This is a genomic window from Mesorhizobium kowhaii, from assembly GCF_003253745.1.
Classification (GTDB): Bacteria; Pseudomonadota; Alphaproteobacteria; order Rhizobiales; family Rhizobiaceae; genus Mesorhizobium; species Mesorhizobium kowhaii.
Window position 1 is genome coordinate 19,005 of the sequence record NZ_MZXV01000042.1, and the last position, 11,871, is coordinate 30,875.

8 protein-coding genes are annotated in these 11,871 nt (G+C 57.8%); 5 read left to right on the plus strand and 3 right to left on the minus strand.

The genetic code is table 11. The features are described 5' to 3' along the window. Nucleotides 1-10: 10 nt before the first annotated feature. A complete protein-coding gene (locus tag B5V02_RS20635) occupies nucleotides 11-1,177 on the minus strand; it encodes a M24 family metallopeptidase (RefSeq protein ID WP_111545967.1) in 1,167 nt (388 codons plus the stop codon). Nucleotides 1,178-1,275: 98 nt separating this feature from the next. Between B5V02_RS20635 and ehuR the strand changes: the two genes are divergently transcribed. The 5 genes from ehuR to B5V02_RS20660 all read left to right on the plus strand — a co-directional run bounded on the left by ehuR (nucleotide 1,276) and on the right by B5V02_RS20660 (nucleotide 7,431). Beyond that, complete coding sequence (gene ehuR, locus B5V02_RS20640) at nucleotides 1,276-2,676, plus strand: MocR-like ectoine utilization transcription factor EhuR (RefSeq protein ID WP_111545968.1); 1,401 nt, start codon at nucleotides 1,276-1,278, stop codon at nucleotides 2,674-2,676. Between the two features lie 300 nt (nucleotides 2,677-2,976). Beyond that, a complete protein-coding gene (locus B5V02_RS20645) occupies nucleotides 2,977-4,137 on the plus strand; it encodes an acetoin dehydrogenase dihydrolipoyllysine-residue acetyltransferase subunit (protein WP_111545969.1) in 1,161 nt (386 codons plus the stop codon). Nucleotides 4,138-4,166: 29 nt separating this feature from the next. Further along, nucleotides 4,167-5,117 (plus strand): thiamine pyrophosphate-dependent dehydrogenase E1 component subunit alpha, encoded by a 951-nt coding sequence (locus tag B5V02_RS20650; protein ID WP_342633872.1) that lies wholly within the window; start codon nucleotides 4,167-4,169, stop codon nucleotides 5,115-5,117. 14 nt (nucleotides 5,118-5,131) lie between these two features. Further along, nucleotides 5,132-6,136, plus strand: a complete 1,005-nt coding sequence (locus B5V02_RS20655; protein ID WP_111545971.1) for an alpha-ketoacid dehydrogenase subunit beta — start codon at nucleotides 5,132-5,134, stop codon at nucleotides 6,134-6,136. Nucleotides 6,137-6,480: 344 nt separating this feature from the next. Next, nucleotides 6,481-7,431: an amidohydrolase gene (locus tag B5V02_RS20660; protein WP_342633873.1), complete on the plus strand. Its 951-nt coding sequence runs from the start codon at nucleotides 6,481-6,483 to the stop codon at nucleotides 7,429-7,431. A 265-nt stretch (nucleotides 7,432-7,696) separates the two neighbouring features. Here B5V02_RS20660 and B5V02_RS41750 read toward each other — a convergent pair whose 3' ends face one another. Continuing rightward, the gene (locus tag B5V02_RS41750) at nucleotides 7,697-9,721 is read right to left on the minus strand and encodes an alpha-ketoacid dehydrogenase subunit alpha/beta (protein WP_245446064.1); all 2,025 of its coding nucleotides are present in this window, start codon (nucleotides 9,719-9,721) and stop codon (nucleotides 7,697-7,699) included. Nucleotides 9,722-9,805: 84 nt separating this feature from the next. Next, on the minus strand, nucleotides 9,806-10,561 hold the full coding sequence (locus B5V02_RS20670) for an SDR family NAD(P)-dependent oxidoreductase (RefSeq protein ID WP_245446065.1): 756 nt from the start codon (nucleotides 10,559-10,561) through the stop codon (nucleotides 9,806-9,808). Nucleotides 10,562-11,871: the final 1,310 nt, after the last annotated feature.

Below are 11,871 nucleotides of genomic sequence, written 5' to 3' on the forward strand. Positions count from 1 at the left end.
CAAAGATCCTTTAGGAGACGACAAACAGCTCGCGAGGCATCTGGCAGAAGGATTCGTGACCTCTTTCGGTGACGAGGATGGTTTCGCTGAGGACAAAGCTCAGGGCACCCTGCCACATGCCCAGAATCACGTGGAACGTCATGTTGGTTTGGAGTTCGGTCATGTCGCCCGGGCGCAGGCTGGCGGTGTGTTCACCCCAGTCCGGCGGATAGCCCAGGCCGATAGAGTACCCGATCCTGGAGGGCTTGCTGAGCCCAAAACGTGAGATCACGCCGCGCCAGACCTCTTCGAGTTGCGCGCACGTCCGCCCTGGCGCAACGGTGGAGAAGACGGCTTCCATTCCTTCACGAACGACGGCTGCGAGTTGCCTCAACTGATCGGGTGGGTTGCCCAAATAGACGCTTCTTGCCAGACCGGCGTGATACCGTGCGCGACAGCCACCGAGTTCGATGTTTGCCACGACATCAGAACCGACGGGATCGTCAGTCCAGGAAAGGTGGGGAGCGTCGGCTCTGGGGCCTATTCCCATCACCAAGCCGCCAGGAACCGCGCCTCCGAAGGATTCCGTGCCGGCAATCTGTGCCTGCATGATGCGTGCGGCCAGGTCGCATTGCCGGATGCCAGGCGAAATAGCCTCGATTCCTGCCTTCATGGCGCGATCCCCGATGACGCCTGCCTGTCTTATCAGTTCGATTTCGGCGTCGGACTTGATGATGCGGACCCAGTTCACCAGATCCGACGCGTCCCTGAAGGTGCACTGGGGCAATGAGGCCTGGAGCTTTTCGAAGCAACGTGCGGTGAAGTAGTAATTGTCCATCTCGACGCCGAGCAGGCGGCCGCCAAGACCTCTTCGCAGAAGCTCCTGGGCGATGAACTCCATCGGGTGCCGTTCGGTCGATTGCACGTAGTGGTCCGGGTAGCCAATCACGTCATCTTGCGGCAAATAGCTTGTCGCCGTGGCGCACGGCACGTCGATGCCACGGCCGATCCAGATCGGCTCATGATCAAGAGCAATGATGGCCATTTGATGCGTATAGAACGACCAAGCATCGTAGCCGGTCAGATAATTCATATTCTCGGGCGACGTGATCAGAAGCACCTCGATTTGGCGCTGTAGCATTGCTTCCCTGGTCCTCGCCAAGCGTCGCGCATACTCTTCTAATTTGAACCGGGGCATCGCTGTTCTCTTTTGCGTTTGGTGGCGCTAGGTGATACGACACGGAGAAAGCATGTCAATCAGCGTTTTGGATCATTCCAATATCAGGGAGGGTAGGCGTGACGCGTTGGACTTGGAAGCCCGAGGTTTCGTCCTCTGGTGGTGCACGCTACCAGGCGATTGCAGACGCGATCGCTGCTGCAATCGACGGCGGCGAGCTTAGGCCCGGGGAACGGCTTCCTCCCCAGCGCGATCTGTCATTCCGAATGTCGGTGAGTGTCCAGACCATATTTCGGGCTTATGCCGAGCTCGAACGGCGGGGGCTTGTGTCGGGAGAGATCGGGCGAGGCACGTTCGTTCGGTACGCAAACCCGGACAAGGTGCCCGGGTCGATCGTTGATAAGAGGGAAGAAGACCTCCTGGACTTCTCGACAATGGCGCCAATCGTCGGTGAAAAGCACGTTAAGGCCTTGCGGGATATGCTCGCTGCGCTGTCGAAGTCACGAGAGTTGGAATCGCTTCTTGCCCATAGACCGATCGTGGGCCTGCACCATCATCGAATGGTCGGCGCGGACTGGTTGAAGACGCTTGATCTAAAAGCGTCGCCAGAGACGATGTTGATCACTAACGGTTGCCAGCACGGCCTTTGGGTGGCTCTCGCTTCGGTCACGGAGCCTGGTGATATTGTTGCGGCCGATCATCTGGTTGACAGCAGCGTTATTACGGAATCGATGATCCTCAAACTGCAGCTACGCGGCTTGGCCAGCGACGAAAGTGGAATTCTTCCGGATGGCTTTGCCGCTCTCTGCAATCGCGAGCGTGTGAAGGCCATTTGCGTTACGCCTACCCTTAACAATCCAACCGCAAGCTTGATGGACGAAGAGCGACGGCGGGCTATTGCCGAGATCGCAAGAGCGTTCAACGTATGGATCATTGAGGACGATGTCTTCGGTCCCCTCCTGGACCAGAGACCTCGTCCGATAGCCGCTTTTGCGCCAGAGCGCAGCTGCTACGCGACGAGCTTTTCCAAGAGCGTGCTCCATTCACTTAGAACTGGCTATCTCTTGGTGCCCGAAATTCTGATGTCGCGGGCGATCTCGCGCCTAAGAACGACAGGCTGGATGTCTAATTCATTTGTCGCAGAGATCAGTTGCAGATGGCTGGCTGATGGAACGATCGCGGAACTCATCGCCTGGCAGAGGCGGAAGCTGGCGCGCCGACACAGTATCCTTGATCGGGCATTGGGAGACGCTCAGAGGACTTCCCACCCGGCCTCACTTCATGTGTGGCTGCCACTTCCTGGCCGATGGCGGACTGGCCCGTTTGTGGAGGAAGCCAGGCGAAGGGGGCTCCTGATCACAGGGCCGGACCCCTTCATCGTCGGCCGGGATACGGATCCGCATGCGGTAAGGCTCACAATCGGGGACTCCGTTCGAGAAGACGAAGATTTCCAGCGCGGCGTGGAGACGCTTGCGCGCCTCCTTGCGAGTGATTTGGAAGCCAGTTCACCTGCAATATAATCCGGCCATTCGCCTGACTTATTTTGCGCGAAGAGCACGACTTGCTTTCGGCGCTTTGGTCCCGTCCGCGCTGGAGCTTCTTGGAAGGCTGCGCGGAAATCCAATAATTCGCTCGGTCGGGTTACATAGCATGACTCGGCGCTTGATTGGATCATGCCAATTTGCCAATTGACATGCCTCGCCCCCTGCTGAGAGACTGGGCCATGCCGACGCGCCATCGTTGCCGATGCGCCACCGTCCCAGCTGCGTGCCGGCGCGCCATCGTCCCAACCGAAGGCGGGATCGCATTCAGAGGATACAATGCCTGAGAAAGAACACGGCGTGGCCGCCGAACATCTCGTAGCCACACTCATCACCCCCATCCTTATGCCTAAATGGGGCCTGTCGATGGAGGAGGGCCAAATTGTCCATTGGTGGAAATCGGTCGGCGACCGGTTCGCTGAAGGCGAGGATCTTGTCGACATCGAGACAGCGAAGGTTAACAATGTCTATGAGGCTCCTTTGTCAGGTATGCTGCGGAGAATCGTTGCCGACGTCGGCGAAACCGTGTCGGTCGGCGGGTTGATGGCCGTCTCATCAGAGCCGGACATCTCGGATGCTGACATCGACGCCTTCATCTCCGCTTTCCAGGAGAGCTTTGTTCCCAAGGCAGATGCCGGGTCTGACAGCTTGGCGCTGACGCGCAGTCGTATTCACGCTGGCGGACATGAGCTAGAGGTAGGCATCGCCGGCGAGGGGGACACTGTCATCCTGATCCATGGCTTCTCGAGCAATTCGCAGAGTTGGGATCTCAACCTGCCGACATTGGCGCAGCGGGGCCGAGTCATCACGATTGACCTGCCGGGGCACGGCGCGTCCTCGAAAGACGTCCGCGAGGGCTCCCTGAGCGATCTGGCAACTGCTGTCGGGACCGCTCTGGACACGCTTGCCGTAGGCGGCGCTCATCTCGTAGGCCACTCGCTCGGCGGGGCCATCGCGATGCAGTTGACGCTCGATCGTCCAGACCGGTTTCGCAGCCTTGTCCTCGTCGCCCCAGCAGGACTTCCCGGCGGAAGCGTTAATCGAGATTTTCTGGACGGTATTGTCGACGGCCAACGCGCACGCGATCTAAAGCCTTGGCTGGAGATGCTTTTCCATAACCCTGACCTTGTGAGTGAAGAGCTAATCGAGGAGGTCGCACGCTATAAGCGCATAGATGGCGTTGAAGAGTCGCTCTCGGTGATCAGAGACCATCTTGTCGCGAATGGGAGCTTTGGCCATCTCGCCAACAGTCTGGCTGCTCTTCCTCCGACGCTGGTTGTGCTCGGTGATGATGATCGCATTGTTGGAAGTCCCAACACAGCCGGCCTTCCGGACAGCTGGCGGGTCATTACGCTGAACGGTGCCGGACACATGCCGCACGTAGAACGGGCTTCCGAATTCAACGACGTGCTGACTTCCTTCCTAGACGAAAACGCTTGAGGGCTCCGATGCAACTAAGCAGAGACGAATTGAAACGAGCCTACGAACGGATGTTCTTGATTCGCGTCTTCGAAGAGCGGGTCGAGAAGGAGTTTTCAGCAGGAAACATTCCGGGGTTCACCCACGTGTACTTGGGACAAGAAGCGTGTGCCGTAGGGGTATGCTTCGAACTCACCGATGAGGATTATATCGGCTCTACACACCGCGGCCACGGGCATTGCATAGCCAAAGGGGTCGACGTCGAAGGCATGATGCTCGAAATCATGGGTAAGGCCTCGGGTCTCTGCGGCGGAAAGGGCGGCTCGATGCACATCGCGGATCTGAAGAAGGGTATGCTCGGCGCGAATGCAATCGTGGGAGGATCGCCGCCAATCGCGGTCGGCGCGGCCCTGACGCAGAAGCTCAACAAAACCGGGCGCGTCGCCGTGGCATTCTCGGGTGACGGCGGCGCCAATCAAGGCACGGTCTTCGAGGCGCTCAACATGGCGATGGTGCTCCATGTGCCCGTGATCTTCGTCTTTGAGAACAATGAATACGGTGAGTTCACGACGCAGTCATATGCGTGCGGAGGAGTTCATATCGCCGACCGCGTTAGGGGCTTCGGCATGCCCTGCGAAGTGGTGGACGGCACCGACTTTTTTCCGGTTCGAGAGGCGATGCAGCGGGCCCTTGAACACACGCGGGGCGACAAGGGTCCATATGCGCTGGAGATCCAATGCAAGAGGTTCGGCGGCCACTACGTGGGGGATCCTCAAGTCTATCGTTCGGAGAAAGAGCTCGTTGAGGCGCGCGCTTATGATCCGATCCCGCGCTTCCGCCGTGCCGTGTCGGAAGCTGCACTTCTGTCCGAGGCGGAGTTCAATGAGATAGAGTCCGCGGTGCAAGACCGCGTTGACATCGCTGTTCAATCGGCGCTAGCGGCCTTGGCGCCCGATCCTGCCACCGATCTCACCAAACATGTCTATGTGAAGTACGCCTGAAGGAATCGGAACCTATGTCCAAAAAGACTTATCTGCAGGCGATCAACGAAGCTCTTCGACAGGAAATGCGCCGGGATTCCAAGGTGATATTGATCGGCGAAGACCTAGTTGGTGGCCATGGCGCGACAGGCGAGGTTGGCGGCGCTGGAGGACCGTTTGGCCAGATGAGGGGTCTGTACAAGGAGTTCGGTGCGGATCGAATGATCGACACTCCGATTTCGGAGAGTGCCATAATCGGGGCCGCCGCAGGCGCGGCGCTGACCGGACTTAGGCCCGTTGCAGAACTCATGTTCGTCGATTTCGTGGGCGTTTGCTTCGATCAGATATTCAATCAAGTCGCCAAGTTCCGTTACATGTTCGGGGGGAATGCGCGCACTCCCTTGGTGATCCGGGCCACGATCGGGGCCGGCAAGAGGGCGGCCGCCCAGCACAGTCAGACTCTGCACCCGCTCTTCACCATGGTGCCTGGCCTGAAGGTGGCCATGCCGTCCAATCCCTATGACGCCAAGGGCTTGCTGATCCAGGCGATCCGCGACGACGATCCGGTCATCTACCTGGAATCGAAGTCCTTGTTCGGCATGGAGTGCGAGGTGCCGGATGAGCCGTATCGCATCCCTTTCGGCGAGGCCAACATCCTGCGTGAAGGCAAGGACCTGACCATCGTGGCGCTTGGCGCGATGGTTCCGCGAGCGGAAAGGGCTGCCGCCGAACTCGCGAAGGACGGGATAAGCGTAGAAGTCCTCGATCCGCGCACCACTTCGCCGCTGGACGAGGAATCGATTCTCGAGAGCGTGAAAAAAACCGGGCGGCTGGTGGTAGTCGACGAGAGTCCCCCAAGGTGTAGCCTTGCTGCCGACATCGCTGGCATGGTCGCCGACAAGGGCTTCAAGTTCTTGAAGGCACCGATTAAGCAAGTTACGTGTCCCCACACACCGGTGCCATTCGCACCTATTCTAGAGGACGCCTATCTGCCCTCGCCGACTCAAATCGAAATGGCCGCGCGGTCGATTCTTGACTGATCGCATTGGCCACGTAGCCCGTGGCCCAGGTTGCTATCTTCTTCTCGGACTGTGATGTCCGACTCTTATTCCGTTCGAGAGGAGCCAGGGCGGGTTTTCTGATCAAGGGATAATACTATGCGGCCCTTCCATATACCCGCGGAAGCGATCACTGAAGCCATCGAGTGGCGGCGGTTCCTACATTCCATACCGGAAACAGCTTACGACGAGCATCAAACTTCGGCTTTTGTAGCTGATTTGCTCACGAAGTTCGGTTTGAAGGTAAAGTCCGGATATGCTGGGACGGGTGTCGTCGGCACCCTGACCCGAGGTTGTCTAAGCGCGCAATTGGACTGCGTGCAGATATGGATGCTCTCCCAATCCTGGAAACCGCAGATCTTCCCTATCGCTCAACTAAGCCCGGCAAAATGCATGCCTGTGGTCACGATGGCCACATGGCAATGTTGCTCGGTGCGGCATCGCTGGCATGCGACCTTGATCTGGATGGCACGGTTCATTTTGTTTTCCAGCCAGCGGAGGAAAACGAAGGTGGTGCCCAGCGCATGGTGCATGACGGCTTGTTTCGCGACCTGCCAGTGGACGCGGTATTTGGGCTACATAATTGGCCCCAGCTTGCGCTGAAAGAAATAGTAGCCGAGGTAGGTCCGATGATGGCGGCCTTCTCGATCTTCGACATCGTAATTCAGGGCAGAGGAGCACATGCTGCCATGCCTCATCAGGGCGTGGATCCAATTGTCGCGGGGTGTGCCGTGGTTTCAGCACTGCAGAGCGTCGTCAGCCGCAATGTATCGCCGCTTGATAATGCGGTTCTTTCTGTCACTCAGCGCCACGCCGGAGAAGCCTATAACGTCATTCCCGAACATGCCACGATACGTGGTACCGGGCGCTGGTTCTCTACCGAAGCAAGCAGTATGCTAGAAGCGCGCCTTCGAAAGATCGCAGCCGACGTCGCGTCGGCGCATGGTTGCGAAGCGATGGTCCGTTACGAGCGTCGATACCCCGTCACTGTCAACGACGCATTCGCTACTACTCGGGCGCAGGAAGCTGCTCGCTCGGCTGGTTTGCAGGTGGTTCACTCCGGGCCTAGCATGGGCTCTGAAGATTTCGCATTCATGTCGGAAACGGTACCCGGCGCTTATGTCTGGCTTGGAAGTGCTCGAGCAGGTGAAAATCAGGGGCTGCACTCTCCTCATTTTGATTTCAATGACGAAGCTATAGCATATGGCATCGCGTACTGGCTCAGCTTAATTCGGACCCAGCTTTCCGCGAGTATTCTTATCCCTAGCCCGACTTGAATGGCGGCACCGAAGAGGCGTGAGCGTTGTCACCTCAACGCCATTGCCAACCGAAGGTTGGTAGCGCTGCAGAGCAACTGGCGTCAAGCGCTTCCACGCGCCTGCGCTCCAAACAATGCGACAAACCTTTCCACGACACTTCCACGTCGAACCTCTCTGACACTTTATGACCATCGAACTATCGAAGCACCCTCAATACCACTTCTAAAGGGAGGGAAGATAATCTGTCCTTTTTGCTTCCGTTCTGCTCGATGGCTTTAGAGTGTCAGACCACTCGCCGTACGGCGGCAATGATGCGATCCTTTGTCGGGTAGAAATCCTTCTCAAGGGCTGGACTAAAGGGCACGTGAATGTCCGGAGCGCTCAGGCGAAGGATCGGTCGCTTCAGCAGATCGGAAGCCTCTTCTGCCATAACCGCGGCGATTTCACTTCCGACGTTGCAGACGGAGTGGGCGTTCTCAACGATTACTAGCCTTCCGGTTTTCGCGACAGAGGTTTTGAATGTCTCATGATCGAGCGGCTTCAACGTACGTGGGTCAATCACTTCGACCGAAATGCCTTCCCTAGCGAGCGCATCCACTGCTTCCATCGTCGGCTGAATGGCGGCTCCAATAGCGATAAGGGTTACGTCTTGTCCCTCGCGCTTCACATCTGCTTTGCCGATCGGGATCGTATGCTCCGGATCTGTGGGCACATCGCCGATGAGGGGCCGCAGCTTGTTTTCTTCGAACACGAGCACCGGATCGCCGTCGCGAATGGCCGATTTCATAAGCCCTTTCATATCAGCGGCGCTGGTTGGGTTGATGATTTTGAGGCCGGGCACATTCATGAAAGACGGATAAGGTCGGTCGGCATGCTGCGCCGCGTTGGACCCTGTCGAGTATATGCAGCAACGAAAGACGATCGGAATGTTGATCTGCCCCCCAGTCATATACCGCAATTTCGAGGCCTGATTGATGATCTGATCCGAGGCGAGATAGGCGAAGCTGGCATATTGGAGGTCTACTATAGGTCGCAATCCGTAGATGGCAGCCCCAATTCCTACGCCAGTAAAACTGCCTTCTGAAATCGGCGTATCCCAAATCCGGTTCCTGAATCGATCAATAAGTTTGGTGCCGCCATACACTGTGACGTCCTCTCCCATCAGGACGACGCTGCCGTCACGTTCCATTTCCTCTATCTGCGCCTGCACGATCGCCTCAGAATAGGTCATCTGAACATGGGTGCCGATTGTCGAGCCAAGTTTCTCGGCATTGGATGGTACGTCGACTGATTCCCTCTCCGGCCCAGCGCTGGAACTGGAATGACCAACAAGGGGCGAGTTGAACATGTAGTGAGGCAAGGTTTCCGGCCGAGGCATGGGGCTGGCCAAGGCAAATTGCACAGCCTGCTTGACGGCTTCGGCAACTTCGTCCTCAATTGCTCTCAGACTCTTTTCATTTATGCCTTCTTGGAGGAGCACAGTGCGATATAGCAAAATCGGATCGCGGTCGCGTTTGTGAGCCTCGACTTCTTCAACTGGTCGATAAGGCTCCCCCCGAATCACCAAGCCGAAATTGTGCTCATCGAATCTGTAGGTATTAGCTACTACGAGAGTGGGTCCCTTGCCCGCACGGGCTCGTATGACAGCCTCCGCCGTAGCTTCGTAGACAGCGCTCACGTCCTGCCCGTCAACCGTTACCCCTGGCATGCCATAACCCGCCGCGCGCAGCGCTATGTCCGGCTGCCCGTGGCTTTGCACCAACGAGGTGGTGATTGCATAGCCGTTGTTCTCGCAAAGGTAGATGACCGGAAGCTTCCACAGCGACGCCATGTTGAGACTCTCATGAAAGGTGCCCTGGTTCACCGCCCCATCGCCGAAGAAGCATAGGATAACCTGATCGACCCCGCGCACCTTAGCGCTGAACGCACACCCTGTGGCAAGAGGAATGCCTCCTCCGACGATAGCCGATTCGCTGATGATCCCGACGGAATTGTCTGCAAGGTGCATTGAGCCGCCGCGACCCTTGCAAATGCCGCCTGCCTTTCCCATCAGCTCGGCCATGAGCCCATCCAGGTGCGCACCCTTCCCGATCGGATGGCCGTGCGAACGATGCGTTCCGGTCATGGCGTCATCATCCCGAAGAGCGAGGCATGCCCCCACGACAGCGGCTTCCTGACCCACGCTCGAGTGGAACCAACCAGGGATCTTGTCACCTGTGTACTGGCGCATACCCTCTTCTTCGAATCGACGGATGCGAAGCATCCGTCGATAAGCCTCAAGTCTCTGATCGCCGTTCAACTGCATCATCCAAACAACGCTCCAATCTCAATAATAGATACCGCTTACGAGGGCAGAGTCTACGAGGAAAACGTGCAGGTCCTTATTCTGCACTCACCAACTGGTGTACCCTCCATCCGCGCTGAAAACTGCGCCTGTCACGTAGCTGGAGGCGTCGCTGGCGAGAAACTGAACAATATTTGCGATTTCCTCAGTACTGCCCAAGCGGCCCATTGGCGTGAGTTCCACCCATGTCGCGATGTCGTTGCCGGGGTTACTGTTCATTTTCGTGGTGATGTATCCTGGAGCGACCGCATTGACGCGAATGCCAGATTTTGCCCATTCACAGGCGAAGGCCTTTGTGAGCATGTGCACGCCGGCCTTGCTGGCGTGGTAGGCTGGGCCGTTCTCCGGCTTTGTAACGATGAAACCACACATCGAACCAATATTGACGATGTTGCCCGAACCGCGCTCGGCCATCGCCGAGCCGAAGGTTCTGCAGCAATAGAACACTCCGTCGAGGTTAACGGAAATCACGAACCGCCAGTCGTCGTCACTTGTATCCTTCGTTGGCGCGCCGCGTCCGACGCCGGCATTGTTAACGAGAATATCTGGGCAAGGCCCGATCGCTGCAGCTAGGTCGCGCACTGACTGCGGATCGCTGACGTCGCAGCGGAAGGCACCGACGTCGGGACCCACAGCGGCTGCAGCCTTCCTGGTAGCGGTGAGATCGAGATCGGCGAGAATGGCCGAGGCACCGGCCATCCTCAGCGTGCGCGCAACTTCCAAACCGATGCCTTGAGCGCCACCGGTGACCAGCGCCGAACGGCCAGTAAGGTCAAAACGCTTCATCAGATCGGGATGCATCATTGGCTCTGCTCCTCTGGGTTGCCATCTTGAACTCATTGGTCAATGCGAGACCGATAACCTCTCAGGGTTCGCGCGGTCTGGCTTGAATAGAGACGGCACGCTAGGTTGTGGCTCCTTAACTCTTGCTGGATAAGGCGAAGCTCGACGTTGGGTCTGCTCCACTTGCATGAGCGTGTGTACACCTGACGGGCCCACCGTATCTGTCGCGGTTAATAGCTGCGTGCCTGAGCTGTGAAAGTCCGTACGACGAGACGCGCCTGCCCCGATCCCTTCAGTCTCGCCAGGAACCACTCCAAATTGCGGATCGCGTGCCTGACTCGGCTACGCTTTATAGGGGGCCGGACCGCACGGTGTGATCGGGCAATGTGCTGCATGGGCGGGACCTTCATAGTGATGCGGATTTCCCAACGACAAAACGCCTCAGATGCAGGCAATTCGCCGGGGTCATGACGCTATTCTGCTTGCCGACACACCCTGATCGGCATGGCGAACCTACATGCCTTATAGAGTTTCCGGGCAAGCATCGATACTACGATCTCTGGTAGTCGACGAACGCTCATGCCGCCCAAAACGTCCTGCCACTCAAATCAGAAGCTTGGCACCCAAGGGCAGTTCATGTGTGACAGGCACATCCTAGTGCTGCAGCGCGTGTTGGATTCGGCGGCAGGACGAAGATATCGGCGGCGTTGGTACGCACATCGGCAAATGCCTGCACCTCGGTCTTTGACAACGGTTTGTTGTGCCCGATTGCTTTGCAGCGGACGTATCTGGCGCGTGCAGAGGTGAGCATTCGATTGGGCACTGCGCAGCCGATAGCAATCTTGGTTTGTTGCAAAATACAGCTGCGGGTGTCGCCGGACGCCGCCCGCGGGTTCGATCCGCTGAATCGTCGTGGTACCCACTATCAGGCGCCTCGCACGCTGGTGAAATCGTTCGACGTTCTGAATCGAAGCCAAGCCGCGTTATCTGCCAGGTCGGCAAAAGTTCCAGCACAGGACCCTCTTGCGAGTCCGACGGCAGCTCAAGCTCGCGATCCCACCCGCCACCTCTGCAACGCCAGCGATGACGTCGGAGAAGCCGAAGCCGATCCATCCAGCTTGGCCAAGCCCGCGCCCGAGCGCTCTGCGTGGCGTGTCCCATCGTGAGCGGCCGATTGGAAGAAATCGCCAATATTCCCGCTAGCTGTTTGATCCCAGGCTCACATGACGATGCTGAGGTCAAGAGGTGTGTTAGGGCGGCATCGTGGTTGCTCCCAATTTGGCGGCGGAATCCAGAGCTGGGCCCGATTGCGTGACACGGCTCGGTCAATC

What these genes read in the sequence shown, in the direction of transcription:
- B5V02_RS20635 (WP_111545967.1), bottom strand. Translation starts at nt 1,177, where the DNA reads ATGCCCCGGTTCAAATTAGAAGAGTATGCGCGACGCTTGGCGAGGACC.
- B5V02_RS20645 (WP_111545969.1), top strand. Translation starts at nt 2,977, where the DNA reads ATGCCTGAGAAAGAACACGGCGTGGCCGCCGAACATCTCGTAGCCACA.
- B5V02_RS20655 (WP_111545971.1), top strand. Translation starts at nt 5,132, where the DNA reads ATGTCCAAAAAGACTTATCTGCAGGCGATCAACGAAGCTCTTCGACAG.
- B5V02_RS20660 (WP_342633873.1), top strand. Translation starts at nt 6,481, where the DNA reads ATGGATGCTCTCCCAATCCTGGAAACCGCAGATCTTCCCTATCGCTCA.
- B5V02_RS41750 (WP_245446064.1), bottom strand. Translation starts at nt 9,721, where the DNA reads ATGATGCAGTTGAACGGCGATCAGAGACTTGAGGCTTATCGACGGATG.
- B5V02_RS20670 (WP_245446065.1), bottom strand. Translation starts at nt 10,561, where the DNA reads ATGATGCATCCCGATCTGATGAAGCGTTTTGACCTTACTGGCCGTTCG.